This window comes from Ensifer sp. ENS09 (assembly GCF_014852425.1).
Lineage (GTDB): Bacteria > Pseudomonadota > Alphaproteobacteria > Rhizobiales > Rhizobiaceae > Ensifer.
Genome location: NZ_JACVBP010000001.1, coordinates 191,141 through 216,186, shown reverse-complemented (window position 1 = coordinate 216,186; position 25,046 = coordinate 191,141). Strand labels below are relative to the sequence as shown.

Below are 25,046 nucleotides of genomic sequence, written 5' to 3'. Positions count from 1 at the left end.
TGGAATGGTGACTTACATCGAGGCAGGGTCTGCGCCCTACAAGAATACCGGCGTTATCCGGCTCTACGGACCGGAAGGTTTCGAGGGCATGCGAAAAGCCTGCCAGGTGACCGCGCGTTGTCTGGACGAGCTCGTCTCGCGGGTGCAGCCGGGCGTCACCACCGACGAGATCGACCGGTTCGTCTTCGAGTTCGGCATGGACAATGGCGCGCTACCGGCGACGCTCAACTATCGCGGCTACACGAAATCGTCGTGCACCTCGATCAACCACGTCGTTTGCCACGGCATACCGAACGACAAGCCGCTGCGCGAAGGCGATATTGTCAACATCGACGTCACCTATGTCGTAGATGGCTGGCACGGCGATTCGAGCCGGATGTATCCGGTCGGCGAGATCAAGCGTGCCGCCGAGCGACTGCTCGACGTCACCCATGAAAGCCTGATGCGCGGCATTGCCGCCGTGCGCCCCGGCGCCCGCACTGGCGCCATCGGCGAAGCGATCCAGGTCTATGCCGAAGCGGAGCGCTGCTCCGTGGTGCGCGATTTCTGCGGCCACGGCGTCGGCAAGCTTTTCCACGATGCGCCGAACATCCTGCACTATGGCCGCGCCAATGAAGGCCCGGAGCTGCGCGAGGGCATGATCTTCACCATCGAGCCGATGATCAATCTCGGCCGCCCGCATGTGAAGGTGCTCTCGGACGGCTGGACCGCGGTCACCCGTGACCGGTCGCTGTCGGCGCAATACGAGCACACGGTCGGCGTCACCGCCGATGGCTGCGAGATCTTCACGCTTTCGCCGGCGGGCCTGTTCAAGCCCGGCGTCAGCACGATCGGCGCCGCATGACGAAACGTCCGATCTCCCCTGACGGCGACTTGGCGCCATCCGCGGACGAGAGGACGTTTTTTCCGCAGTTGCAGCTGGACGGGAAACCGGTGACGAAGAAGGCGCCGGAACCCGAGGCGCACTATCACGGTCATCGCGACCGGTTGCGGACGCGCTACCGGGAACAGGGCGACTCGGCGCTTGCAGATTACGAAATCCTGGAGATGCTGCTCTTTCGGCTGATCCCGCGCAAGGATACCAAGCCGATCGCCAAGGCCCTGCTCGCCCGCTTCGGCACGCTCGCCGGTGTCTTCGGCGCCCCGATCGCGCTGTTGCAGGAAGTGAGCGGTATCGGCGAAGCGGTTGCCCTCGACCTCAAGCTGATCTCCACGATCGGTCACCGAACACTCAAGAGCGAACTTCGCCAGAAGCAGCTTCTCTCGTCCTGGAGCGCCGTCATCGACTATTGCCACGCGGCGATGGCCTACGAGACGAAGGAACAGTTCCGCATCCTGTTCCTCGACAAACGCAACACACTGATTGCCGACGAAGTGCAGCAGAAAGGCACGATCGACCACACACCGGTCTACCCGCGTGAAGTCGTCAAACGAGCACTCGAACTCTCGGCAACGGCGATCATCCTCGTTCATAACCATCCATCCGGCGACCCGACCCCGTCGCGCGCCGATATCGACATGACCAAGCTGATCGTCGAGACGGCCAAACCGCTCGGCATCGCCGTGCACGATCACATCATCATCGGAAAAGACGGACACGTTAGCCTGAAGGGCCTGCGACTGTTCTGATCACGCCGGCACCCAGCCGTTTCGCACGGCGGAGGCACCAGCCCGGTAGTGGCGCCACTCTGCCGCAAACAGTGGCGAAAGCGGTCACCCCGAAAGGCCGGATTCGACAGACTCCGTCCCCGCCGAGCGAGAAGCCTCGACGACCATATGCACGAACTGCAGTTTCGCCACTGACGGCTTCGACATCACGAATGGGTAGAAGTCCGGCTGGCCCATGCTGCGCGCCAGCTCGTTGAGCACCATCGTCATTTCAATCCAGGAGTTCAACAGCGACAGAAACCCGTCGGCGCCGGTGTCTTCGGGCGCATACAAGGCGTCGCGCTCAAACGGCTCGATAATCGCTTCAAGATCTTCTGCATCGAGCCCAAACCCGAGCGCTGTGCCAAGGCTATCGATCATATGCAGATAGTGTGCCCAGGTTTCCGCCCAGTCTTCCCAGGGATGTGTGGAAGCATAGGCGCTGATGTATCGGTCGGCCCAGTCTACGGGAGGGCCATTCTCATAGTTCGCCTTCAATGCCGCCGCATAGTCGGCGCGCTCATCTCCGAAAAGCGAACGAAAGGGCTCCAGCCAAGGGCCGTTGAGAATAAGCCTATTCCAATAGTAGTGACCGACCTCGTGTCGCAAGTGACCGAGCAGCGTGCGATAGGGTTCATGCAGTTCGAGCCGCATCTTCTCTCGCTGAACAGAATCCGCTTCCTCGATGTTGACCGTAATCAAACCGTCAACGTGCCCGGTCAGCACGCGCGGCCCGTTCTCCGGCGAACGCAGGAAATCGAACATCAGACCGTGCTTCTCGTCCTCGTCGACCTTTGACTTCACCGGCAATCCGAGCGACAGCAGCTGCGAAACGAGTCGTCGCTTCGCAGCCTCGATCAGCCCCCAGTGACGGGCATTGTCCTCACAATCGAGATTCGGAATGGTCCTGTTCAGACGGCAGGCAATGCAAAGGGACCTCGGCTCGCTCGCCGTCAGCATCCAGTTGCACAACGCGGCAGTGTCACGATTGCTGCAATACTTCAGCAACTGCCGCCCGCCACCCGCGTCCCACGTGTCCGGCTGCGGACCCGGTTCAAGCGGTATCAGGACGCCTTCACCCGGCAGATATCCGAGCGGCGCCTGGCAGCTGTTGCAAAGGGTATTGCCGAAGAAGATGTGACTGCCACAGCGGCAGACATAGGTTCGCGAGTACCGCTTGGCCACGTCGCGGCGCTTCCAGTTCGTACCGATCAGGTCCCCAAGCGTTTCCAGAAGGCTTGCCACGACGTCCTCCAAGTCCGGAACTGGCAAAGTCGGCCTGATTGGCGCTCGGGCCTAAAGCCATTTCGCGCGGCGGAAGAAGCGGTAGAGCGTGCCGCACAGTCCGATGATGACAGCCAGCACGACGAAGTAGCCATAGCGGAACTTGAGCTCCGGCATGTCGTCGAAGTTCATTCCGTAAATGCCGGCAATCGCCGTCGGCACCGCGAGGATCGCCGCCCAGGACGCGAGCTTGCGCGAAATCTCCGTCTGCTCGGATTGCCCGACCATCAGGCTCGCCTCGAAGGTGAAGGCGAGCACTTCACGCAAAGCGTCGATATCCTCCTGAACGCGCCGCACGTGGTCGGTCACGTCACGGAAGAGCGGCTGCAGTGCTGCATCCATGCCCGGCAGATCGATGTGCTCATGCCGTCGGCAGACGTCGACCAGCGGCACGACCGCGTTTCGCAGGCGCAACAGATTGCGCCGCAGCAGATACAGGCGTTCGATGTCGCCCTTGACCAACCGCTCGCGCAGCAGCCGGTCCTCCAGTTTCTCGACTTCCTCGTGGATCGCCTCGATCACCGGCATGTAGTTGTCGACGATGAAATCGAGGATCGAATAGAGGATGTAGTTCTCGCCATGGGCAAGGGCTGCCGGCGAGGCTTCGCAGCGCTGACGCACGGCCATGTAAGAGGTCGACGCGCCGTGCCGGACCGAGATGACATAACCGCGCCCCACGAACAGATGCGTCTCGCCGAAGGCGATCTCGTCGCCGACCATGTGCGCGGTGCGGGCGACGACAAAGATCGAATCGCCATAGATCTCCAGTTTCGGCCGCTGATGCGCCTTGCAGGCGTCCTCGATCGCCAGGTCATGCAGATCGAATTCCTGCTGGATCTGCCGCAACAGTTCGGCATCGGGCTCATGCAGGCCAATCCAGACCACCGCACCTGGACGATCGCGCCACTTGCCTGCGTCTTCGATGCGGATATCGCGGACGCGCACGCCGTTCTCGTAGACCGCGGCCGCAACGACGCCGGCGCGCGGCTGTGAATGCGGCATGACGGCTTCACCGTCAGACTGTGGCAAAACCCTGTTCGTCAGCTCCAATCCCATCGTCAGCCTCCCAGGCAAATACGACACCGACGGGCTCCGGATGTCTTAACGGAACCAAGCATACGCGCACTCCCTTATATATTCTCATCCGGCTGTTTCGGCTATGAAAACCACTTCATCAAACCGTGCCATTGACGGTATAGAGGCTTGCGAGCGAGAGTTTTCGCAACGCACAACGATTCCACCTTCTAACGGACACGCCTATGAACCAGTTCGATCTCATCGTTGTCGGAAGCGGACCTGCCGGCCGCCGCGGCGCCATCCAGGCAGCCAAGCTCGGCAAGAAGGTCCTCGTCATCGAACAGGGAAAACGCGTCGGCGGCGTTTCGGTTCATACCGGCACGATTCCCTCCAAGACGCTGCGCGAAACGGCGCTCAATCTTTCGGGCTGGCGCGAGCGCGGCTTTTACGGACGCTCCTATCGCGTCAAGCAGGAGATCAGCGCCGACGACCTCCGGCAGCGCCTGATCATCACCCTCAATCATGAGGTCGAGGTTCTCGAACACCAGTTTGCGCGCAACCGCGTGCAGCAGATGCGCGGCAAGGCGAGCTTCGTCAATCAGACCACACTGGAGGTCGTCAAGGACGACGGCGAGACCATGCTCGTGTCCGGCACCAGCATCATGCTTGCCGTCGGCACCAAGCCCTTCCGCCCGGATTACATGCCGTTCGACGGCAAGACCGTGCTCGACAGCGACGAACTGCTCGACATCGAGACCCTGCCGCGTTCACTGGTGGTGATCGGCGCCGGCGTCGTCGGCATCGAATACGCCACGATCTTCAGCGCGCTCGACACCCAGGTAACGGTGATCGACCCGAAGACAACGATGCTCGATTTCATCGACAAGGAAATCGTAGAAGACTTCATCTACCAGCTGCGCGACCGCAACATGAAACTGCATCTCGGGCAGAAGGCCGAAACGGTCGAAAGGCTCGAGGATGGTAAGGTGCTGCTGACGCTCGACAACGGCCGCAAGATCACGACCGACATGGTGCTTTTTGCCGCGGGCCGCATGGGCGCGACCGATACGCTCAACCTTCCGGCCGCCGGGCTTGAAGCCGACAGCCGCGGGCGTCTCAAGGTCAATCCCGAGACCTTCCAGACCTCCGTGCCCAACATCTATGCCGCCGGCGACGTCGTCGGCTTCCCGAGCCTCGCCTCGACATCGATGGAACAGGGCCGCATCGCCGCCCGCGTCGCCATCGGCGCGATCGCGATGGAGCCGCAGAAATACTTCCCCTACGGCATCTATGCCGTGCCTGAGATCTCCACCTGCGGTCTCTCGGAAGAAGAGGTCAAGGAACGCGGCATCCCCTACGAATGCGGCATCGCCCGCTTCCGCGAGACCTCGCGCGGCCACATCATGGGGCTCGATTCCGGCCTTTTGAAAATGATCTTCTCGCTGAAGACCCGCCGCCTGCTCGGCGTGCATATTATCGGCGAAGGCGCGACGGAGCTGGTGCATATCGGCCAGGCGGTGCTGAACCTCAAGGGCACGGTCGAGTATTTCGTCGAAAACACCTTCAACTACCCGACGCTGGCCGAAGCCTACAAGATTGCCGGCCTCGACGCCTGGAACCGCATGGGTGAGATCAAGCAGGAAGCACCGAAAGCGTAAGCTTCCAGCGACAGAGCCGGCCGTCGTCAACGATGACGGCGGCGGCCAAACGCCCGAAGGGCACCGATGGTGGCTCCGCGCTACGGCCGGCCTCTCCCGCCCGTCCCTCAAAACCGTCATCTGAAATGCGCGGGACGCCGGCGAATCGGCTAGCTTCACCTCTCCCGATCAAGAGAGCCGAACACCATGCGCATCCTTTCGCTCAATGCCTGGGGCGGCAAGCTCCATTCGCCTTTGATGAAGTATCTCGCCGATGTCGACGCCGACGTCCTGTGCCTGCAGGAGATCGCGCGATCACCGACGACCGAGGCCGAATGGCTGAGCTATCGCGATGCGGACGTGGAACTGCCGCAACGCGCTAACCTCTTCAACGAGATCGCCGCCGTACTTCCAGGACATGACGGATTCTTCTGCCCGACGGCGCGAGGGATTCTCTTTGCCGGTGACGCGCCCGTGGCATCGGAGTTCGGCCTGGCGACCTTCGTTCGGCGGGGCTATTCCGTCATTGGCCAGGCACTCGGCTTCGTGCATGGCGGCTTTTCGCCCGACGGTTGGGGGCCGCATCCGCGTGCGCGCAACGCCCATTGCATCCGACTGTTCGATCACGACGCTGGCACTCCCATCACTATCGCGCAGATGCACGGGCTGCGGGAGGTCGGCGGCAAGAACGACAGTCCGGAACGCCGCGCGCAGGCCGACGCGCTGGTGGGTCTCATCCACCAGGTCTGGCCCGGCGACGAGCGGCTTGTCGTCTGCGGTGACTTCAACGTGCTCCCGGACAGCCAAACGTTTCAGACGCTGGGGCAGCTGGGCCTCGTCGACCTCGTCGTTTCCCGCGGCCACACGGACACGCGCACCTCGCACTATCGAAAGAGCGGCCGCTTTGCCGATTACATGCTGGCGAATGGCGCAGTCACCGTCGCTCGCTTCGATGTCGTCGCAGCGCCCGAAGTCTCCGACCACCGCGCCCTCCTCCTCGACATCGCTTAGTCCGTCGCGCGTTCGGCGGGGCCAAAAATCGGCTCCCGGTCAGCGCTTCGACAGGACGATGGGTTTGCCGAGCCACAACGAAAAAGGCCCTGCCGCAAGCGGCAGGGCCTTTCGATTCCTAAGGCTTCGATCCGATTACTCGGCGCTGTCGTCAGCGGCCTTCTTCTTGGCCGGAGCCTTCTTCTTCGGAGCGGCAGCTTCTTCGCCTTCGGCGGCTTCAGCCTTGGCAGCGGCCTTCTTCTTGGCCGGAGCCTTCTTGGCAGCCTTGCCTTCGGTCTCTTCGTCGTCAGCCGTCAGCTCTTCCTTCGAAACCGTCTTGTCGGTTACCGAGATTTCGCCGAGCAGGTGGTCGACGACCTTTTCTTCGAACAGCGGAGCGCGCAGCGAAGCAGCGGCGCCCGGGGTGTTCTTGAAGTAGTCGAGGATCTGCTTTTCCTGGCCCGGGAACTGGCGCAGCTGTTCGAACAGCGAACGCTGCAGTTCGTCGTCGCTGACCTGAACGCCGGCCTTCTCGCCGATTTCCGAGAGAACGAGGCCGAGGCGAACACGACGCTCAGCGAGCTTGCGGTATTCAGCGCGGGCTTCTTCTTCGGTGGTTTCTTCGTCAGCGAAGGTCTTGCCGGCCTGCTGGAGGTCAGTGTTGATCTGGCGCCAGATGTTTTCGAATTCGGCTTCGACGAGACGCTCCGGCGTTTCGAACTGGTAGAGTTCGTCGAGCTGGTCGAGGATCTGACGCTTGACCTTCTGACGGGTCAGGTTGCCGTACTGGCTTTCGATCTGGCCGCGGACGATTTCCTTCAGCTTGTCAGCCGATTCGAGGCCGAGCTTGGTGGCCAGTTCGTCGTTGATTTCGATGTCCTGGGCGCCAGCCACGTCCTTGACGGTGATGTCGAAGGTGGCTTCCTTGCCAGCAAGGTTTGCAGCCGGGTATTCAGCTGGGAAAGTCACGGTGATGACCTTCTCGTCGCCAGCCTTCAGGCCAACGAGCTGTTCTTCGAAGCCCGGGATGAAGCGGTTGGAGCCGAGAACCAGCTCAGCGTCTTCGTCCTTGCCGCCGTCGAAGGCAACGCCGTCGACCTTGCCGAGGTAATCGATGGTGACGCGGTCGCCGTTGGCGGCCTTGCCCTTCTTCGATTCGTAGCTACGAGCGCTTTCGGCGATCTTGAGGATCTGCTCGTTGACTTCGTCTTCAGCGATCTCGACGACTTCGCGGGTCACCTTGATGCCGCTGACGTCCTTGAGCTCGATCGCCGGGATGATTTCGTAGGCAACGGTGAACTCGAGGTCGGCCTGAGCGTTGAGGATCTTGTCGGCTTCTGCCTCGTCCTCGGTCATCGCGATTTCCGGCTGGGTCGCCGACTTTTCGCCACGGCCCGAAAGAATCTCGGTGGGCTTGTCGCGAACGATTTCGTTGACGAGGTCAGCCATGATCGACTTGCCGTAGATCTTCTTCAGATGCGCGGCCGGTACCTTGCCCGGACGGAAGCCGTTGATCTTCACACGGTCCTTCACTTCGGCCAGACGCTCGTTCATACGAGCTTCCATGTCCTTGGCCGGGATAACGACCTTGAGTTCGCGCTTCAGCCCTTCAGCGAGCGTTTCGATAACCTGCATGTTCAAACCTTCATTTCACGTTGACTGTGCTCTTCCCCTTCGAAAGGTCTGGCGAGCACGTGAGCCGATCCATTTGCCGGGAGTGGCTTTACGCAGTTCTGCAACCGTTTTGCAAGCAAAATGGCACTCCAGCCCCCTTCATCCCTGCAGAATCCGGACTTCGGGCGCGATCGCTGTTCTGGTGCGGGTAGAGAGACTTGAACTCCCACGCCTTGCGGCACCAGAACCTAAATCTGGCGTGTCTACCAATTTCACCATACCCGCGTTCAGACAATCGCACCGCCTGTTCGTATTCCCGCAAGTCCAACCAGCGGAATACCGCGGATACAAAGGGCATGCTGAAAAGTTCAGGGCTTTCCCGAGCGCGGCGTCTCTATATCACTCGTTCTCGCGGGATCAAAGGGAAAATGCGGGAATTCCACCACCGATCCGGCAGGGGACGGCGCAGCTTAATAGAGAGGCTCTTCATAGACCGGGCTGCCATTGACTGCGATCTCGCGGATCTGGGCCTTTCCCTTGGCGTCCACGCGGATATTGACGGAGAGCGCCTCGGCGTTGCGCGCCTCCTCCAGCGTCCGCCCCTCGCCTTCCGGCACATAGAAGCGCTCGATCCCGTATTCCACACTGACGGACGAGAGCGCGGACGAAGGATAGTAGATAAAGGGCAGCGAGCGAAGGACGACGCTGTCGCCGGCGAGGCCAAGCGGCTGGAAGGACGCTTCGGTCGCCGCCCAGAAACCGTCGAGTTGCTTTTCCAGCCGAACGTAGATCTGCGCCTCTTCCGACTGCTTCGGCGTATCGCCCTTGAACAGTTCCGGCTGGAGCCTGGAAATGTCGTAGCTCAGGATCACGTAGTCACCCCGAAGCAGATCGCGGGGATCGACGGGCACGGTCTTCAACAGCACGTCACGGCCGCTTCTAAGGATCGATGCCCTGCTCTCGATCATATAGCCAAGGGCCGCCGTCTGTACGCCCGCAACCAGCAGGGCCGCCAGAAATGGGTTCAGCCAACGGGTCTTTGCAGCGGTCATTGTGGCGCCTCCGTCCCGCGCGCATTTGCCAAGTGCCCCTCGATGCGGATGACGAGCCAGGCGATGCCAGCAACCACCAATCCGGAGATAAGGAAGAAACCGGAGGTGCCGAGCATAGAGCCGAGGGTCTCGAAGGCGAGGTAGAGAAGCTCGCCGGCGAAGGCGACGTAGCCGAGATAGCGCACGGCGCCGTTCTGCGCCCCGGCAAGCGCAATGCCGAGGAGCGCCACCAGCAGCGTCCCTGCCCCGGTCGCGACCTCCGTCGTCACTCCGACGGCTTCATATTGGAGAGCGGTAAAACCGAGCAAGGCGAGCGCGAAGGAATAGAAGGTGGGTGCCGAACCGGCATCGACCGCAAGCGCGCGAAGCGGCGAGCCGGGCAGCGTCGCCGCGAGAAAGGCCACGAGCCCGCACGCAGCGAGGCCACCGGCAAAGGCGAGCGATGCATTATCGAGATAAAGCCAGGCGAGCCACGACAGGACGAGCAGATAGGCGAGATGACGAACCCTGTCGGCGGTCGTGAAACGCACCAGCAGCACGACGATCACGGCAAGCGTCGGAACGGACCACATGCGCCAGTCCGGCGTCGCACTGAACCCGTCGTCTTTCAGCACCGTTGCGAAATAGAACCAGGCGAGCCCGCCGGTAACCGCGGCCATGGCTGCGGAGCGAAACGCCACGGCAGAGAGTACGGCGCCAGCAAACCACAGCAGCGCGGCGTCGGCCGCATCGCCGGACAGATGATACATCTGCCCGATCAGGGCGATGCCACCGCCAAAGGCAGCCGCCCCCAGAACGAGCGCGGCAGCGGCGAGCGTTGGGCGTCCGGTGCGGATCAGCCAGGCGGCGGCAAAGTGAAAGCCCCAGACCAAGGCGACGATGCCGGCCACGCGGGCAAGACGCGGCAGCGCCTCCCAGTTGGCGGCAACAAGCAGCAGGATTGAGGCGGACAAAAGTAGCGCGGCGAGAATGAGCAGGACGCGCCCGGCCCGGAACGTCGACTCGCGACCGTCATATTCGGCGAGCATGGCACGCGCCGCATTCTCCTGCAGCAGCCCCTTGTCGACCCAATGCTTGAAGTCTCGTTCGAGACGCGCGCGGTACATCCTGCCCCCAGCCTAGAATCCGATGCTTGAATTGGTTCCGTTCAGTCCCCAACTAACCACGTATCGGCGCGGAAACACAATCGCCCTGCGGCAGTTGCGCACCAAACCGATAGGGACGAATGAACGGCTTGCGCAATGCGCATATCTTCCATGCGGATATTGCACTGCACAAATCGATTGAAAGGTCCTATATTCAAATCATCAAAGGCGAACGAAGGCATGAAGCCAGACGGTCGCCAGCGGAAATGGCCAACCGCCTCAGTTTGCTGAGAAAGGCCCGGGTAAAACCGACGGAATTCGGACGAGCGCACTCCTCCTCCCAGCGCTCTTCCGATCAGATTGGCAACACTCCTCCTCCCAGTTGCCAATCACTCCTAATGACGCTCGCTGGACCTCCTCCCCCAGCGGGCGTTATTCTTTTCAGCCCTCCTCTCCACAAAGAAGCCTGCGTCTGCGCAGCTGCACAATATTCGTGCATAATTTCGCTGCGCTCGCCCCACGCCATGCATTGGATGCATAGGTGCCATTCTGGAACAGCGCTACCCTTCCACCCGCCTGCGTACTATCTTCAACTCATCGATCGGGGCGGCGCACTCCTCCTCCCAGCGCCCCTCGATTTGGATCGGCGACACTCCTCCTCCCGGTTGTCGATCAGAACAAAGCGACGCTCGCTGGATCTCCTCCCCCAGCGGGCGTTGTTTGTTTCTGGCCCCTCACATTTCGGGCAGCTTCCAGCCACGACAAGTCGATTGTGCCGCGCGTTTTAGACGCCTGCCGCAAACGCGCCATCGCACAGAGGCTTGCACGGCCTGCATGGGTGCGATGCAGCATTGTCTCTGTAACTTCTGCTCAAAACGATTATATTCCAGAGCATCAGATGACGGCCAGCAAGAGAGATTAAGCGCTGGCACACGACCCTAGAAAGGATAGGATCATGAACCTCGCACGCTCTTTCAACAATTGGCGCAAGTATCGTCAGACCTGCAACGAACTCGGCCGCATGAGCGACCGCGAACTGTCTGACCTCGGCATCGGCCGTGGCGACATCCCGTACGTTGCTCGCCAGGCGATCAAGTAATTCAGGCTGCGCCTTACGCGCAACCGACCTCCAGTAGACGCCCTCCGGTTCATTCCGGGGGGCGTTTTCTTTTGGCGCCGCCAGTACGATCCAGGTGACGCCTTCGCACTTGCGAGAGACACCGGATGCTCCGCCATCTGCCACTGCCCATGCAACGGAACCGGGCTTACGAGAGGTGCTTCGTCGTCTCTCGCCATCAGCTCGTAAATACGTTTGAAAACAGTCTCTTATCGGCGGACAATTAAGACTTTAATCAATCCTTAATCGATGCCGCCTTTTGAAGCGGTGCCCATCTATGCGGCGATGCACTGCACAAATGCATAGCAGCTGCATTTTCTTTGCACTCCACCTTCTAATTAGACAAGCGTATAAGAACCTCAACGACGCAGACAGATGGCTGTCGCGACAACCTGATTTTGAGGAAAAGACCATGAACCCGATTCGTATCGCAAAAAGCTGGATCAACTACCGCCGCACTGTCAGCGAGCTCGGCAACCTGTCGAACCACGCTCTCAATGACATCGGCATCACCCGCTACGACATCCGCAACATTGCGGCCCGCTCCTTCCGTTAATCGGAACGAACGACCAGGACTTCCAAGACGGCGCCTTCAGGGCGCCGTTTTCGTTTATAGGCGTTGGAACGAAAGGCCGAGCCGTGATAGGAAGCCGGCCATGAGCAAAGACACTTCTTCCCACTCCCCCATCCACGTCATCGGCGGCGGCCTTGCCGGATCGGAAGCCGCCTGGCAAATCGCCGAAGCCGGCGTACCGGTCGTCCTGCATGAGATGCGCGGCGTGCGCGGCACTGACGCCCACAAGACCGACGGCCTCGCCGAACTCGTCTGTTCCAATTCCTTCCGCTCGGATGACGCGACCAGCAACGCGGTCGGCGTTCTGCACGCGGAAATGCGCCTTGCCGGCTCGCTGATCATGAAATCGGCCGATGCCAACCAGGTGCCGGCCGGTGGTGCGCTCGCGGTCGATCGCGACGGCTTCTCCGACGCGGTCAGCGCGGCGATCGCCGCCCATCCGCTGATCACGGTGGTGCGCGAGGAAGTCACCGGCCTGCCGCCGAAAGATTGGGATCTCGCCGTCATCGCGACCGGTCCGCTGACCGCACCCGGCCTTGCCGAGGCGATCCGCGCAGAAACGGGCGCCGATGCGCTCGCCTTCTTCGACGCCATCGCACCGATCGTCTACACCGAGACCATCGACATGGACGTCTGCTGGTTTCAGTCGCGCTACGACAAGGTCGGCCCCGGCGGTACCGGCAAGGACTACATCAACTGCCCGATGACCGAGGAGCAGTACAATGCCTTCGTCGATGCGTTGATCGCCGGCGACAAGACCGGCTTCAAGGAATGGGAAGGCACGCCCTATTTCGACGGCTGCCTGCCGATCGAGGTGATGGCAGAACGCGGCCGCGAGACGCTGCGCCACGGGCCTATGAAGCCGATGGGCCTCACCAATGCCCATAACCCCACCGTCAAGCCCTATGCCGTCGTACAGCTGCGCCAGGACAATGCGCTCGGCACGCTCTACAACATGGTCGGATTCCAGACGAAGCTGAAGTATGGCGCTCAGGCCGAAGTCTTCCGCATGATCCCGGGCCTGGAGAATGCCGAATTCGCCCGTCTCGGCGGCCTGCACCGCAACACCTACATCAACTCGCCGACACTGCTCGATGGAACGCTGACGCTGAAGTCGCGGTCGGGCCTGCGCTTTGCCGGACAGATCACCGGCTGCGAAGGCTATGTCGAAAGCGCGAGCATAGGCCTGCTCGCCGGCCGCTTCGCCGCCGCCGAGCGCAAGGGCGAGACTTTGGTCCCACCGCCGGCGACCACCGCCTTCGGCGCGCTGCTCAATCACATCACCGGTGGGCATATCGTCTCCGACGATGAACCGGGCAAGCGCTCGTTCCAGCCGATGAACGTCAACTTCGGGCTGTTCCCGCCGCTCGACCCGGGCGCGATCGTCAAGCCGGAAGGCGTCAAGCGCTTCCGCGGCAAGGAGAAGGCGGTCGCCAAGAAGCAGGCGACGGCGTCGCGCGCACTCGCCGATTGCGCCGCCTGGCTCGGCAAGTCCGCCTGACGGCTCGGAAACGCATCAAGGAAACGACAAAAGGCCCGCTTGCAGCGATGCAAGCGGGCCTTTTCCTATAGCAGTGCGCGGAGAGAGCTTACTCGGTCGCCTGCGCCGTGTGCGGCGGCTCGATCGCCGGCTGTTCGAATTCCGATTTCGGGCTGAAGCTGCCGAGCAGCCAGAGCGAAACCTCGGCGGCCTCGCCGGCACTCTGAAATTCGAAGTCGTTGTCGAGATAAGCAAAATCGGGGAAATGCACGATCAGGCCTCGGCCGGTCTCGGAGCTATTGACCCGAACCTTTCCGGGCTGGATCACGTGGCAGACATAGTGGGTGCCGTGCGACTGGATGAAGCCGGCCTTGCCGTCATGCAGCCGCAGGAAGATCGCCGTGCGGTCCGCCGTCGAGTGCAGCGCCCGGATCGCCTCGTCCGGAAAGGCACGGCCGAACTCCACCATCGCAGAGCCGGCATCGGGATTGTCCCAGTCCCGCTCGGCGCGGGCGTTCATCCACATGTAGAATGCGCCGACCAAAACGATGACGGCGATGAGCAATAACCAAAGCATCCGCGGGCGCTCCCCTTCGCTCGGCATGACGCCGATAAAGCGTTTCTATACGCTGCGAGGCTTGTGCCAATTTGTCGTCTCGGCAAACGCGCCCGCGAATGCCTGAGCAGACCGAACCTCTGGTCGATCGTCCGGATCGATCAGAAGCGACGGCGGCGTGCGGCACGCCACATCCACCATTGCCGTTGCCATTGGGCCGGGCGGATGGGTTTCTGCAGAAGCCCGGCGCCCGCAGCCTCCGCGCGGTTAAGGATAGGCTCGACAAGCGCAAGCGGTATGAAGGCGGGGAAATTCGACGGCGCGATCGCTGCCATCTGCGCACGCGCCTTGGCGAGATGATCCCGCCCGAAGCCCGCGAAAGCCCGGATCGCCTGGCCGATCGCCGCGCTGTCTTCACCGGCGATTAGCGTTTCGCGATCGAGACCGGTGGCGCGCAGCAACTCGGCCGGCAGGTAGACCTGGCCGCGGCGCAAATGCAGCGGCAGCAGCATGAGCAGGCCTGCGACCGTCTGCGCGACACCCCCATGCCCGGCGACTTCGGCCGATTTCGCAGCATTGTCAGGATCAAGCACCAGGGACGAGAGCTGGATCAGCGCCGAGGCGGTCTCGCCGGCATAGCCCTCGAGCGCCGAGCGGTCCTCCATCGGATCGTCGTAGAGATCGAAGATCCGTGCATCGATCATGTTCTCGAACACGGAGACCGGCAGGCGGTGCATACGAATGCAGCCAAGAAGCGCTTCAGCGAGCGGATGCCCTTCCCCGGTCGACGCGTCGTTGCCGATGAGGTCTCGCCACCATTGCATGCGGATCTCGCCCGGGATCGGCCCGTGCACGAGATCGCGGATACGCGCAATCTCCGCGTTGAAGGCATAGAGCGCGGCAAGGGCTGGCTGCTTGTCGGCCGGCGCAAGCAGGCAGGCGAGATAGCGGTCGCGGTCGGTGTCCCTGAGGTCAGCCAGAATCTGGGCAGAATTGTCGTGCACGTCGTCTTCCCCAGGCTCGATCAGACGGCGATCAGTGCGACGGCGACTGCGCGCGATTCGGCCAGCATCACATTGTAGGTGCGGACAGCGGCCCCGGTACTCATGGGATCCGACGATATGTTGGCGGCGCGTAAAGCTGTCTTCACATCGGCCGGCAGCGGGCGAATGTCCTTGCCGGTGCCGACCAGCAGCACCTCAATGTCCTTCGCCTCATCGACGACCTTGTAGAACTTCTCGACAGTCAGCGCATCGCCCTCCGCGACGTCCCATGCATAGACTCCCGAGGGCAGCATCAGGATCGAGCCACGATGCGACATGTCTGCGAAGCGAAAGCCACCATTACCGTAGGCATCGATGGGCGCACGTCCCGGAAAATGGGCTTCGCGAATTTCAATTCCCTTAGGCATTTCAAACAGCAACCTTTGCCGCGCCCGCCGCACCCGTATCCGCGCCGGAGGCGTTCTCGTCCCCCGGAATGTGGTCGGTGCGCTTTCTGAAGAGGATGAGGATCGGCCCGGCGATGTAAATGGACGAGATCGTTCCGACGATAACGCCAAACAGCATTGTAACACTGAAGGCGCGGATAAGGCCGCCACCGAAGAGATAAAGCGCTGTCAGTGCAAGAACGGTCGTCAGCGCTGTCAGGATGGTGCGCGACAGCGTCTGGTTGATCGACGTATCGATCAGCACCGACAACGGCATGCGCTTGTAGCGCGCAAGGTTTTCGCGGATGCGATCGTAAATGACGACCGTGTCGTTCAGCGAGTAGCCGACGATCGTCAGAACCGCGGCAATGCTGCCGAGATTGAACTCGATGCCGGTCAGCACCAGGAAACCGATCGTCAGCAGCACGTCGTGCGTCGTGGCGATGATCGCGCCGACGGCGAAGCGCCATTCGAAACGCAGCCACACATAGAGCAGGATCGCCAGGAACGAAACTGCAAGCCCGATGGTGCCGGCACGCGTCAGTTCGCCCGACACGACGGGGCCGACCACCTCGACCCGGCGGAAATCATACTCGTCCGAAAGTTCCGACCGGATGACGCCAGCGGCCGTCTGCTCGGCGTTGTCGCCCGCTTCCTGCGACGGCACCCGAACGAGAACGTCTTCGCCCGAGCCGAGCTGCTGCACCTGGACCTCGCCGAAATTCAGCTCGTCGAGGCGCGCGCGAAGATCGGCGACCTCGACCGGTCCGCCCTTGGAATGCAGCTCGATGATCGAGCCGCCCTTGAAGTCGACGCCGAGATTGAGCCCGATGCCGGCAAGCAGCAGGACAGAGGCAAGCGACAGGGCCGCCATCAGGATGAAGACCGGGTTGCGGATCCGCATGAAGCGGATGTCCAGGTCGCTGAAGCGGCCAGTCCGAATACCCTTCGGCAGGCGCTCCGACTTCCAGTGGCGCAGCCAGCGCTTCACGATCAGGCGGGTCACCGTGAAGGCGGTGAAGAGCGTCGTCACGCTACCGATTGCGAGCGTCACGGCAAAGCCGCGTACCGATCCGGAGCCAAGATAGAAGAGAATTGCGCTCGCAATCAGCATCGTCAGGTTGGCGTCGAAGATGCTGCTGAACACGCGCGAAAAGGCGTCGTTGATCGTGCGCCGCAGAGGCTCGGCGCCGCGAACCTCTTCCCGCAGGCGCTCGTAGATCAGCACGTTCGAATCGACCGCGACGCCGATCGTCAGAATGATGCCGGCAATGCCCGGAAGGGTCAGCGTCGCGCCCGAGAGGGAGAGCGCCGCGATGATCAGGACAATGTTCAGGGCAAGCGCAATGACGGCAAAGACGCCGAAGACGCCGTAGAAGAAAATCATGGAAGCGGCGACCGCGATGGCAGCAACCAGGCCGGCCTTCAGGCCATCGGCGATGGCGTCGCCACCGACGCCGGGGCCAACCGTCCGCTCTTCGACAAAGGTCAGGGGCGTGGGAAGCGGTCCCGTGCGGACGAGAGCGGCAAGGTCGGTCGCACCTTCGGTCGGCAGGTCCGCAGAGATGCGCAAGGTATCGCCGTTGACCGCCTCCGACAGCTTGAGCGTCGCGATGACCTGTCCGTCGAGAACGATCGCTGCGTCCCTTGGCGGCTGCGCCGCAAGGGCGGCAACGCGTTGTTGCGACGCGGCATCGATCTTGATGGCAACCGACGCGCTTTCGCCGGAAGCATCAGGTTCCGGCTGGGCCGAAACATAATTCGCCGCGGCAAGCAGCGGTGCCTTTTCGACGAGATAGGGCACCGGCGGGTCGTCGAAGGAATAGAGGACTTCCGTCCCGGACGGCGGCTGCCCCTCGACGGCCCGTTGCACGGGCACGGAGGTGTCGAGCATCCGCAGAGCCAGATTGGCCCTCTGGCTGAGCAGGTCCTTCAACCGCTGCGGATCGCCGAGGCCGGGCACCTGCACGATCAGCCGGTCGTCGCCGCGACGCTGGATCAGCGGATCGGTGGCGCCGACTTCGGCAACGCGGCGGCGCACGACATCGATGGACTGCGCCACGGCCAGCGAGAGCCGGTAGTCGATGCCTTCGTCCGTCAGGCGCAGGCGAACCAGCTCATCCGGTTCCGCACTGTCGAACACAACCTCGGAAATCGGCTCGGAGCCGAAGCCACCGATCTCGACAGGCGCCGTCAGCGGCTTCAGCCGCTCGCGAGCGGCTGAAAGTTGCGACCGGTCGCGAACGCGGAAGGTGATCGACTGGCCTTCGCCGGAAAGGCCGATATAGGCGATATCGGCATCGCGCAGTGATTTGCCGACCTCGTTGGCGATCGTCTCGAGCCGTTCGGCGACAATGTCGCTACGCGCAGCCCGCAGCATGAAATGGGAGCCGCCCTGGAGATCGAGCCCGAGTGCCACCTGGCGGTGCGGCAGCCAAGCCGGAAGCTCGGCTGCCTCTTCCCGGGTCAGAACATTCGGCAGCGCAAAGGCTATGCCGGCAAGCGCCACCAACCAGACGAGGATACGTTTCAACGGCGGTAATCTGCGCATGCCTCAAACGCTCCAATTGCTTGGCTGGGGGGTGACTGTTCCTGCCTTATTCCTTGACAGGCTCGCCCTTGACGCGAACTTCCGACACGCCGCTGCGGACGACACGGATCTTCACGCCATCGGCGATTTCGACTTCGAGTTCGCTGTCGTCGACGACCTTGGTAACCTTGCCGACGATGCCGCCGCCGGTCACGACCTGGTCACCGCGACGGATGTTCTTGAGGAGCTCCTCGCGGCGCTTCATCTGAGCGCGCTGCGGACGGATGATCAGGAAATACATAACGACGAAAATCAGCAGGAACGGCAGGATGGACATGAGAATGTCCGCGCCGCCGGCGGAAGGGGCGCCGGCAGTCTGCGCAAAAGCTTCGGTAATGAACATCGATCACTCCTTGAGTTCAAATATCGGCGGTTCCTCCGCGCCAAATCGGCCGGAATATAGGGACGCCCGGCCGCTCTGCAAAGCCGCGGGCACCCGTACCCGTTCCTGTGCCTCTGACACAATTTACACAAGAGGAGAACCCCTCGCGCGGGCCTTGGTGACCTTTTCCAGCGTAAACCTGCGTGCTACCGGGTTTCTGGTGGGACCAGGCCGCGACGCGGTTACGGTAAACACCAGGGCCACGCCGCCTCGAATCAGGACGGTACGGCCAAACACCTGATTCAGCGAGTGGAGAGAGACATATGCCGGAAGCAAAGATCGACGTACTCATCAGGGAAATGCAGAAGCTTTCCGCGGCGATCGAGCGCATGGCAGGGCCAGCCGCCGCAGCCAACGACTGGACCGCTGCCGAGTGCTTCGTCTGGGCACCGGCGACGCACCATCTGCAGCCGGTCGCCAAGCCGAACCGCATCGAACTGTCCCTGATCACCGGGGTCGACCACGTCCGCGACATCCTGCTCGACAACACGCTTCGCTTTGCGGAGGGTTTCACGGCCAACAACGTGCTCCTCTGGGGCGCGCGCGGCATGGGCAAATCCTCGCTGGTGAAATCGGTCCATGCGCAGGTTGCGCGCGACACCGGCGTTGCGGTGAAGCTCGTCGAGGTCCATCGCGAAGATATCGCCACCCTGCCGGCGCTGATGGACATTCTGAAGACCGCGCCGGTCCCGGTGATCGTGTTTTGCGACGACCTGTCCTTCGATCACGACGATACGTCCTACAAGTCGCTGAAGGCCGTGCTTGACGGCGGTGTCGAAGGACGGCCCTCCAACGTGCTGCTCTATGCCACCTCGAACCGGCGGCACCTGCTGCCGCGGCACATGATGGAGAACGAGCAGTCGACGGCCATCAATCCGTCGGAAGCGGTCGAAGAGAAGGTATCGCTGTCCGACCGTTTCGGCCTGTGGCTCGGCTTCCACAAATGCAGCCAGGACGACTATTTGGCGATGATCGACGGCTATGCCGAGCACTATGGCTTCAAGCGCGATCGCGAAACCCTGCATGCCGAGGCGCTGGAATGGGCAACGACCCGTGGCGCGAGATCCGGCCGCGTCGCCTGGCAGTTCATCCAGGATCTCGCCGGGCGCCTGCGCCACAGGATCGACGGGTAACCGAGCGCGTTGCGAGCGACGCACTCCACCGATATCGTGAAACAGAAAGCACCGCCTGCCCAAAAGGACAGGCGGTGCCATAACATCGGATCCGGGTCGGCTCTGCGACCGATCGAGACTATTCGAGGAAGGTCGCCGGGTTTACCGCGGTGGCATTCTTGCGCACCTCGAAGTGAACCTGCGGCTGGCTTGCCCGGCCGGTCATGCCGGAGGCCGCGAGCGTCTGGCCGCGCTGAACCTTCTGGCCGCGCTGAACCTTGAGTTCGGACGCATTGCCGTAGACCGTGACCGTGCCGTCGTCGTGACGGACCAGGACGGCGTTACCGAGTTCCTTCAGGCTGCTGCCCGAATAGATGACGACACCATTTTCGGCGGCCTTGATCGGCGTGCCCTCCGGCACAGAGATGTTGATGCCGTCGTTGCGGTTGCCGTCGACATTGGCGCCGTAGCCTGCGACGACCGCGCCGCGCACCGGCCAGCGGTACTTGCTGATGCCGGTCGACTTCGGCGAATCTTCGCCCATGTCGGTCGACTTGCTGGCGACTTCGCTGACGCTCTGCTTGGCAACCGGCGCCTGGTATTCGGCCGGCTTGTTCTTGTCGAGCGAAGCGACCTGCGGCTGCTCTGCCTTCTTCGGAACGGAGGCCGTCTTGACCTGGTCCGGAGCGGCACCATTTGCAACGGGCAGCTGCAGCGTCTGGCCAACACGGATCGATTCGGCCGTCAGGCCGTTCGCCTGCTTGAGGGCGGCAACAGAGACACCCGTCGTCTTGGCGATACGGTTGAGCGAGTCGCCCGGCTTGACGGTGTAGGATCCGCCGCCGGCACCCTCGCCGTTCGTTGCCGGCTTGCCCGCAACGACGTCGGACTTGCCTTCGCCCTTTTCGCGGGACTGGGCCGAACCCGGCAGGATCGCGACGTCGCGCTGGTTGACCGGCAGCGGCGACGGCTGGCGGTTGCTGCCATCGAGACCAGCGATCGAGTTGGTGGCAGCCGCCTTGGCAGCGCTGCCTGCGACGCCGAAGGTCGGGATGACGAGACGCTGACCGGTCTCGACCTGCGCTGCGGACTGCAGACCGTTGGCTTTCAGGATTTCCTTTTCCGGGACACCAAAACGCTTGGAGAGAACGGCGACATTGTCACCCGGGCGAACCATGATCGTCGGAGCGTTCTGCGTCGTCCAGCCGCTCTTGCTTGCGGTTTCCTTGACCGTTGCGGGAAGCGTCTGCTGCGTGGCGAGTGCGGCCTGCTGGCGTGCTGCCGGGAACGGCTGGGCTTCGGCGCGCTGGTTTCCAGCAGCGCTCGGGTCAGCCAGAGTGGTGCGCTGAACGGAGATCGGGGTCGAGGCGACGCGGGCGTTGGATACGGGCGTGGAGGCCGTGTTTACCGGATCGTAGGCACCCTGCCCGGCTGCCGCGGGATAGGGCTGACCGAGGGCTGAACCACGGTTATCAACCGGCGCTGCCGCCATCTGACCGACGGACACATCGCCGCGCGGAACCGGCGTTGCGTCTCGGGGGATGGAATTTGTGGTGATGTTGTCGGACCGGGAGAACAGGCCGTCAAACCGGCTTGCATCCGAACTGCAGCCTGTTGCGACGCCTGCCAGCAGGACCGCCACGCAAAGGCGGATCGTCGACTTTCCAACCCCGGGAGATACAAACTTACGCATGACGCTTACCCACTCCGAACGCAACTCGATGTGGATTGATTAAAGCGTATTAGAGTTACCGCGTGGTTAAGGTAGACCCCACCAAAGGACTAATTTGACCAAATGCTAACCATAGGCCGACCGCCGCCCATCAAGCGCATGTTAGCAGCAGCCGCCGCAGCGGCCGCCCGGGCAGGAAAAGCGTAACGCTAGATCAGTTCGGAATAGAGGCGCTCGATCTCGGACACGGACCGGCGTTCCGTCTGGTCCTCTTCGTAGCTGATGCTCGTCAGGTCCCAGGCAAAAATCTGCCGACCGGCCGGCTGCGCCAGGGTTTCGGACTGGGCCGTCTTGTCTTCCTCGAGCAGGACGCTCACCAGCGTCTGGAAGGCGGTATCTCCGTCCGCGCCGCTTGCTTCTTCATATTCGAGCGACCGCAGGCCGGCAACGGCCGCTTCGCGTGTCCCGAAATAGCGCAGACTGTTCTGGTCCTCCGGCCGAAGACCGTCGTAGTAGTCGATGAAGCTCTTGTAATAGGCCTGGTGATCGCCCGAATCGAGAAACTTGCCGAAGGCCTGGTACTCGCGCGAGGCCAGCTGCGGCGACAGGCGATTGTTCCATTCCTCGCGGGTGAGCGCCGGCTGGCCGTCGGAGGCCTTCTTGGTCTGACCGAGATAAAGCAGGGCATCGGCCGAAAGCGAGATGCGTGGCGTCGGATCAAAGAAAGTCGCGGCGAGCGCCTGTGCCGCCTGCTCATCCTTGCCCGCGGAATTCGTCTGGCCGGCATTGCGCCCGGCAAGATTGTTCAGCCCGTCGCCGGATGCTGCCGCCGTCAACCTGTTCGCGATCTGCATGTGCCGTCTCCGTACCTCGCGACCGGTGTCCGCCGACGTCGCAAGGCAAGCGACGACTCGCAGGCGGAACCCTGTCCGTGCACGGCAGGCGTATGGCGCGAAGCTTGCGCGAGACTGGAGAAAGTTAAGGGGTCGTTAATAGTCGACGCCGGCGCAACCGGCGCTCCTCACCCGCGCGGACGGGAATTCAATATTTAGAGAAACGACGCCAGCTGCTGCACGATCGGAAGGTAAGGCGCGTCGAACAGATCCTCGCGATCGAAGCGGCTGCCCGTACGGCTGACGCGCACGACCCGGCAATGGGTCTCGCTCATCATGATCGGAACCAGCAGGGTGCCGCCCGAAACGAGGTGATCCGAAAACATGCGCGGCAGACTGTTGAAGGCGGCCGTGATCAGGATCCGGTCGAAGGTGCCCTCACCCGGCACGCCGGCACTGCCGTCGGCATGCCGGACGATGACATTGCGAACACCTGTTTTTTCGAGGTTCTTCTGGGCGATGCCGACCAGCGTCTGATAGCGGTCGATCGTCAGCACGCGCTCGGCGACGCGTCCCATGACCGCGGCGGTGAAGCCGCTGCCGGTGCCGACTTCGAGAACACGCTGGCCGGATTTCAGATTGAGGCTGTGCAACAGACGGACCGCAAAGTCGTACCCCTCCATGAACGAACCGCAATCGAGCGGGATCGTTCGCTGCGAATGGGCTTCGGCCTGGTACTGCGGCGGCGCGAAGTAGCTACGCGGCGTCTGTTCGACGGCCTTCAGCAAGTCATGGTTGATAATGCCTTCGGCGCGCAGCCGCAGCACCATCTTGGCAAAGCCTTCCTGTTCCGACACCCGCGCGCTCAATCAACGGCTCCCTCGTTGAGCGCCCGCGCCAGGCGATCCTGGACACTGTAGTCGGTGAGGTCGAGTTTAAGCGGCGTGACCGAGATCATGTTTTCACGCAGGGCGTGAATGTCGGTGCCGGCGCGGAAATCGCCGAAGCGTTCGCCGAAACGCAGCCAGAAATAGGGAAAGCCGCGACCGTCGGTTCGCTCGTCGATCGACAGGCCGAAATCGAGCTTGCCTTGCGACGTCACTTCCGTGCCGGCGACGGTATCCGCCGAGCAGTTCGGGAAGTTGACGTTGAGCAGCGTGCCGTCAGGCAGGTCCACCTTCATCAGCTTGCGGATCAGGGCCGGCGCATGGGTTTCAACAACATCCCAAGGTACCGTCTTTCCGACCGTGTGATTGTAGGCCTGGCTCAGCGCGATCGAGCGGATGCCCTGCAGCGTTCCCTCGATGGCGCCGGCGACGGTGCCGGAATAGGTCACGTCGTCGGCCATGTTGGCACCGATGTTGACGCCGGACAGCACGAGATCGGGCTTGCGATCGAGCACCTTGCGGACAGCCATGATGACGCAATCGGTCGGCGTGCCGCGAAGCGCAAAGCGCTTTTCCGCGATCTGCCGCAGCCGCAACGGCTCCGACAACGTCAGCGAATGGGCAAGGCCGCTCTGGTCCGCTTCCGGCGCGACGACCCAGACGTCATCCGAAATCGTCCGGGCGACCCGTTCGAGCACCGACAGCCCCTCGGCGTGAATACCGTCATCGTTTGTCAGCAGGATCCGCATGATGCCGTACTCCCCTCGACGTTCGCTCAGGCAACCTTTTCGATGCGCGTCTGGCCGCCCATGTAGGGAACCAGCACCTCCGGCACCGATATCGAACCATCGTCATTCAGATAATTCTCGATGACGGCGATGAGCGCGCGGCCGACAGCAACGCCCGAGCCGTTCAGCGTGTGAACGAAGCGGGTTCCCTTGTCTTCCTTGGTGCGATAGCGGGCATTCATGCGGCGTGCCTGGAAATCGCCGCAGACCGAGCACGACGAAATCTCGCGGAACGTGTCCTGCCCCGGCAGCCAGACCTCGAGGTCATAGGTCTTGCGGGCGCCGAAGCCCATGTCGCCGGTGCAAAGGGTCATGACGCGGTAATGCAGGCCGAGGCGCTTCAGCACCTCCTCGGCGCAGGCGGTCATGCGCTCGTGTTCGTCGATCGACGATTCCGCATCGGTGATCGACACCAGTTCGACCTTGTTGAACTGGTGCTGGCGTAGCATGCCGCGGGTGTCGCGACCGGCAGAGCCTGCTTCCGAGCGGAAGGACGGCGTCAGCGCAGTGAAGCGCAGCGGCAGCTTTTCGCCTTCGAGGATCTGTTCGCGAACGATGTTGGTCAGCGGCACTTCCGCGGTCGGGATCAGCCAGCGGCCGTCGGTGGTGCGGAAAAGATCCTCGGCGAACTTCGGCAACTGGCCGGTGCCGTACATCGCATCGTCGCGCACGAGAAGCGGCGGCTGCACTTCAGTGTAACCGTGTTCCTGGGTGTGCAGGTCGAGCATGAACTGGCCGAGCGCGCGCTCGAGCCGCGCCAATTGCCCCTTCAGGATCGTGAAACGCGAGCCGGAAATGCGGGCCGCGCCCTCGAAATCCATCAGGCCGAGTGCTTCGCCGACTTCGAAATGCTCGCGCGGCTGGTGGTTCCAGCTGGGCTTCTTGCCAACCACGCTCTTGACGACGTTGCCGGTCTCGTCCGCACCGACGGGTACATCGTCCAGCGGGATGTTCGGAATGCGCGACAGGGCGTCGTTGAGCTCGGCCTCGATCTTGCGGCTGTCCTCTTCGAGCGCCGGCATGGCGTTCTTCAGGTCGGCAACCTCGGCCTTCAGCTTATCGGCGAGCTCGGCATTCTTCTGCGCCATGGCCGCGCCGATATCCTTCGAGGCCGCATTGCGGCGCGACTGCATGTCCTGCAGCGCCTGAAGGTTCGTACGGCGGCGTTCGTCGAGCGCGATCAGAGATGCCGACAAAGGCTCCGCGCCCCGCTTCGCCAGGGCGGCGTCCAGCATCTCGGCATTCTCACGGATCCATTTGATATCAAGCATTTTCGTTCCACGCGTTGGTCAGATCACGG

At 62.4% G+C, this 25,046-nt stretch carries 23 protein-coding genes and 1 tRNA gene; 8 read left to right on the top strand and 16 right to left on the bottom strand.

Annotation, left to right across the window (positions count from 1 at the left end; all coding sequences use genetic code 11):
* Nucleotides 1–4 precede the first annotated feature (4 nt).
* Nucleotides 5–844: a type I methionyl aminopeptidase gene (map, locus tag IB267_RS01120; RefSeq protein WP_192446079.1), complete on the top strand. Its 840-nt coding sequence runs from the start codon at nt 5–7 to the stop codon at nt 842–844.
* Nucleotides 841–1,629: a DNA repair protein RadC gene (gene radC, locus IB267_RS01115; RefSeq protein ID WP_192446078.1), complete on the top strand. Its 789-nt coding sequence runs from the start codon at nt 841–843 to the stop codon at nt 1,627–1,629. The genes map and radC overlap by 4 nt, the downstream gene beginning before the upstream one ends.
* A gap of 84 nt (nt 1,630–1,713) precedes the next feature.
* Here radC and IB267_RS01110 read toward each other — a convergent pair whose 3' ends face one another.
* Nucleotides 1,714–2,892, bottom strand: a complete 1,179-nt coding sequence (locus IB267_RS01110; RefSeq protein WP_192446077.1) for a putative zinc-binding metallopeptidase — start codon at nt 2,890–2,892, stop codon at nt 1,714–1,716.
* A gap of 51 nt (nt 2,893–2,943) precedes the next feature.
* The gene (locus IB267_RS01105) at nt 2,944–3,933 is read right to left on the bottom strand and encodes a magnesium and cobalt transport protein CorA (RefSeq protein WP_246810527.1); all 990 of its coding nucleotides are present in this window, start codon (nt 3,931–3,933) and stop codon (nt 2,944–2,946) included.
* Between the two features lie 257 nt (nt 3,934–4,190).
* Between IB267_RS01105 and sthA the strand changes: the two genes are divergently transcribed.
* On the top strand, nt 4,191–5,606 hold the full coding sequence (sthA, locus tag IB267_RS01100; RefSeq protein WP_192446075.1) for a Si-specific NAD(P)(+) transhydrogenase: 1,416 nt from the start codon (nt 4,191–4,193) through the stop codon (nt 5,604–5,606).
* Nucleotides 5,607–5,792: 186 nt separating this feature from the next.
* On the top strand, nt 5,793–6,596 hold the full coding sequence (locus tag IB267_RS01095; protein WP_192446074.1) for an endonuclease/exonuclease/phosphatase family protein: 804 nt from the start codon (nt 5,793–5,795) through the stop codon (nt 6,594–6,596).
* A gap of 135 nt (nt 6,597–6,731) precedes the next feature.
* On the opposite strand, the gene tig is transcribed toward IB267_RS01095, so the two are convergent.
* From tig to IB267_RS01075, 4 genes are all read right to left on the bottom strand, one after another.
* Complete coding sequence (gene tig, locus IB267_RS01090; protein ID WP_192446073.1) at nt 6,732–8,210, bottom strand: trigger factor; 1,479 nt, start codon at nt 8,208–8,210, stop codon at nt 6,732–6,734.
* A 179-nt stretch (nt 8,211–8,389) separates the two neighbouring features.
* Nucleotides 8,390–8,474, bottom strand: a tRNA-Leu gene (locus tag IB267_RS01085).
* 185 nt (nt 8,475–8,659) lie between these two features.
* Nucleotides 8,660–9,241 (bottom strand): GDYXXLXY domain-containing protein, encoded by a 582-nt coding sequence (locus IB267_RS01080; protein ID WP_192446072.1) that lies wholly within the window; start codon nt 9,239–9,241, stop codon nt 8,660–8,662.
* On the bottom strand, nt 9,238–10,347 hold the full coding sequence (locus IB267_RS01075; protein WP_192446071.1) for a DUF2157 domain-containing protein: 1,110 nt from the start codon (nt 10,345–10,347) through the stop codon (nt 9,238–9,240). The genes IB267_RS01080 and IB267_RS01075 overlap by 4 nt, the downstream gene beginning before the upstream one ends.
* A 934-nt stretch (nt 10,348–11,281) precedes the next feature.
* On the opposite strand from IB267_RS01075, the gene IB267_RS01070 reads away from it, so the two are divergent.
* The 3 genes from IB267_RS01070 to trmFO all read left to right on the top strand — a co-directional run bounded on the left by IB267_RS01070 (nt 11,282) and on the right by trmFO (nt 13,518).
* Entirely contained in the window at nt 11,282–11,425 is a 144-nt protein-coding gene (locus tag IB267_RS01070) for a DUF1127 domain-containing protein (protein WP_065376908.1), read from the top strand.
* A 430-nt stretch (nt 11,426–11,855) separates the two neighbouring features.
* The gene (locus IB267_RS33840; protein ID WP_064816989.1) at nt 11,856–11,999 is read left to right on the top strand and encodes a DUF1127 domain-containing protein; all 144 of its coding nucleotides are present in this window, start codon (nt 11,856–11,858) and stop codon (nt 11,997–11,999) included.
* 100 nt (nt 12,000–12,099) lie between these two features.
* On the top strand, nt 12,100–13,518 hold the full coding sequence (gene trmFO, locus IB267_RS01060; RefSeq protein WP_192446070.1) for a methylenetetrahydrofolate--tRNA-(uracil(54)-C(5))-methyltransferase (FADH(2)-oxidizing) TrmFO: 1,419 nt from the start codon (nt 12,100–12,102) through the stop codon (nt 13,516–13,518).
* 88 nt (nt 13,519–13,606) lie between these two features.
* Here trmFO and IB267_RS01055 read toward each other — a convergent pair whose 3' ends face one another.
* From IB267_RS01055 to yajC, 5 genes are all read right to left on the bottom strand, one after another.
* Complete coding sequence (locus tag IB267_RS01055; RefSeq protein ID WP_192446069.1) at nt 13,607–14,074, bottom strand: hypothetical protein; 468 nt, start codon at nt 14,072–14,074, stop codon at nt 13,607–13,609.
* Between the two features lie 140 nt (nt 14,075–14,214).
* On the bottom strand, nt 14,215–15,057 hold the full coding sequence (locus IB267_RS01050; protein WP_192446068.1) for a phytoene/squalene synthase family protein: 843 nt from the start codon (nt 15,055–15,057) through the stop codon (nt 14,215–14,217).
* A 20-nt stretch (nt 15,058–15,077) separates the two neighbouring features.
* The gene (locus tag IB267_RS01045) at nt 15,078–15,464 is read right to left on the bottom strand and encodes an Mth938-like domain-containing protein (protein WP_034796607.1); all 387 of its coding nucleotides are present in this window, start codon (nt 15,462–15,464) and stop codon (nt 15,078–15,080) included.
* Nucleotide 15,465: 1 nt separating this feature from the next.
* A complete protein-coding gene (gene secDF / locus IB267_RS01040; protein WP_192446067.1) occupies nt 15,466–18,033 on the bottom strand; it encodes a protein translocase subunit SecDF in 2,568 nt (855 codons plus the stop codon).
* A gap of 46 nt (nt 18,034–18,079) precedes the next feature.
* Nucleotides 18,080–18,415: a preprotein translocase subunit YajC gene (gene yajC, locus IB267_RS01035; protein WP_034796611.1), complete on the bottom strand. Its 336-nt coding sequence runs from the start codon at nt 18,413–18,415 to the stop codon at nt 18,080–18,082.
* A 302-nt stretch (nt 18,416–18,717) separates the two neighbouring features.
* Between yajC and IB267_RS01030 the strand changes: the two genes are divergently transcribed.
* A complete protein-coding gene (locus tag IB267_RS01030) occupies nt 18,718–19,587 on the top strand; it encodes an ATP-binding protein (RefSeq protein ID WP_192446066.1) in 870 nt (289 codons plus the stop codon).
* 118 nt (nt 19,588–19,705) lie between these two features.
* Here the strand turns inward: IB267_RS01030 and IB267_RS01025 are convergent, their stop codons facing one another.
* The 5 genes from IB267_RS01025 to serS all read right to left on the bottom strand — a co-directional run bounded on the left by IB267_RS01025 (nt 19,706) and on the right by serS (nt 25,017).
* Entirely contained in the window at nt 19,706–21,259 is a 1,554-nt protein-coding gene (locus IB267_RS01025; protein ID WP_192446065.1) for a LysM peptidoglycan-binding domain-containing M23 family metallopeptidase, read from the bottom strand.
* A gap of 188 nt (nt 21,260–21,447) precedes the next feature.
* Nucleotides 21,448–22,092, bottom strand: coding sequence for a biotin biosynthesis protein BioC (locus IB267_RS01020; RefSeq protein ID WP_192446064.1), 645 nt, complete (start codon nt 22,090–22,092; stop codon nt 21,448–21,450).
* Nucleotides 22,093–22,286: 194 nt separating this feature from the next.
* Complete coding sequence (locus IB267_RS01015) at nt 22,287–22,940, bottom strand: protein-L-isoaspartate(D-aspartate) O-methyltransferase (RefSeq protein ID WP_192446063.1); 654 nt, start codon at nt 22,938–22,940, stop codon at nt 22,287–22,289.
* On the bottom strand, nt 22,937–23,707 hold the full coding sequence (gene surE, locus IB267_RS01010) for a 5'/3'-nucleotidase SurE (protein WP_192446062.1): 771 nt from the start codon (nt 23,705–23,707) through the stop codon (nt 22,937–22,939). Before surE ends, IB267_RS01015 begins: the two co-directional genes overlap by 4 nt.
* A gap of 26 nt (nt 23,708–23,733) precedes the next feature.
* Nucleotides 23,734–25,017, bottom strand: a complete 1,284-nt coding sequence (gene serS, locus IB267_RS01005) for a serine--tRNA ligase (protein WP_192446061.1) — start codon at nt 25,015–25,017, stop codon at nt 23,734–23,736.
* Nucleotides 25,018–25,046: the final 29 nt, after the last annotated feature.

Bases quoted from the DNA above. Each gene is read 5' to 3' on its own strand.
- IB267_RS01020 (WP_192446064.1), bottom strand. From the start codon at position 22,092: ATGCAGATCGCGAACAGGTTGACGGCGGCAGCATCCGGCGACGGGCTG.
- secDF (WP_192446067.1), bottom strand. From the start codon at position 18,033: ATGCGCAGATTACCGCCGTTGAAACGTATCCTCGTCTGGTTGGTGGCG.
- radC (WP_192446078.1), top strand. From the start codon at position 841: ATGACGAAACGTCCGATCTCCCCTGACGGCGACTTGGCGCCATCCGCG.
- IB267_RS01075 (WP_192446071.1), bottom strand. From the start codon at position 10,347: ATGTACCGCGCGCGTCTCGAACGAGACTTCAAGCATTGGGTCGACAAG.
- tig (WP_192446073.1), bottom strand. From the start codon at position 8,210: ATGCAGGTTATCGAAACGCTCGCTGAAGGGCTGAAGCGCGAACTCAAG.
- IB267_RS01095 (WP_192446074.1), top strand. From the start codon at position 5,793: ATGCGCATCCTTTCGCTCAATGCCTGGGGCGGCAAGCTCCATTCGCCT.
- IB267_RS01025 (WP_192446065.1), bottom strand. From the start codon at position 21,259: ATGCGTAAGTTTGTATCTCCCGGGGTTGGAAAGTCGACGATCCGCCTT.
- IB267_RS01105 (WP_246810527.1), bottom strand. From the start codon at position 3,933: ATGCCGCATTCACAGCCGCGCGCCGGCGTCGTTGCGGCCGCGGTCTAC.
- surE (WP_192446062.1), bottom strand. From the start codon at position 23,707: ATGCGGATCCTGCTGACAAACGATGACGGTATTCACGCCGAGGGGCTG.
- yajC (WP_034796611.1), bottom strand. From the start codon at position 18,415: ATGTTCATTACCGAAGCTTTTGCGCAGACTGCCGGCGCCCCTTCCGCC.
- IB267_RS01030 (WP_192446066.1), top strand. From the start codon at position 18,718: ATGCCGGAAGCAAAGATCGACGTACTCATCAGGGAAATGCAGAAGCTT.
- sthA (WP_192446075.1), top strand. From the start codon at position 4,191: ATGAACCAGTTCGATCTCATCGTTGTCGGAAGCGGACCTGCCGGCCGC.
- IB267_RS01055 (WP_192446069.1), bottom strand. From the start codon at position 14,074: ATGCTTTGGTTATTGCTCATCGCCGTCATCGTTTTGGTCGGCGCATTC.
- serS (WP_192446061.1), bottom strand. From the start codon at position 25,017: ATGCTTGATATCAAATGGATCCGTGAGAATGCCGAGATGCTGGACGCC.
- trmFO (WP_192446070.1), top strand. From the start codon at position 12,100: ATGAGCAAAGACACTTCTTCCCACTCCCCCATCCACGTCATCGGCGGC.
- IB267_RS33840 (WP_064816989.1), top strand. From the start codon at position 11,856: ATGAACCCGATTCGTATCGCAAAAAGCTGGATCAACTACCGCCGCACT.
- IB267_RS01080 (WP_192446072.1), bottom strand. From the start codon at position 9,241: ATGACCGCTGCAAAGACCCGTTGGCTGAACCCATTTCTGGCGGCCCTG.
- IB267_RS01045 (WP_034796607.1), bottom strand. From the start codon at position 15,464: ATGCCTAAGGGAATTGAAATTCGCGAAGCCCATTTTCCGGGACGTGCG.
- IB267_RS01070 (WP_065376908.1), top strand. From the start codon at position 11,282: ATGAACCTCGCACGCTCTTTCAACAATTGGCGCAAGTATCGTCAGACC.
- map (WP_192446079.1), top strand. From the start codon at position 5: ATGGTGACTTACATCGAGGCAGGGTCTGCGCCCTACAAGAATACCGGC.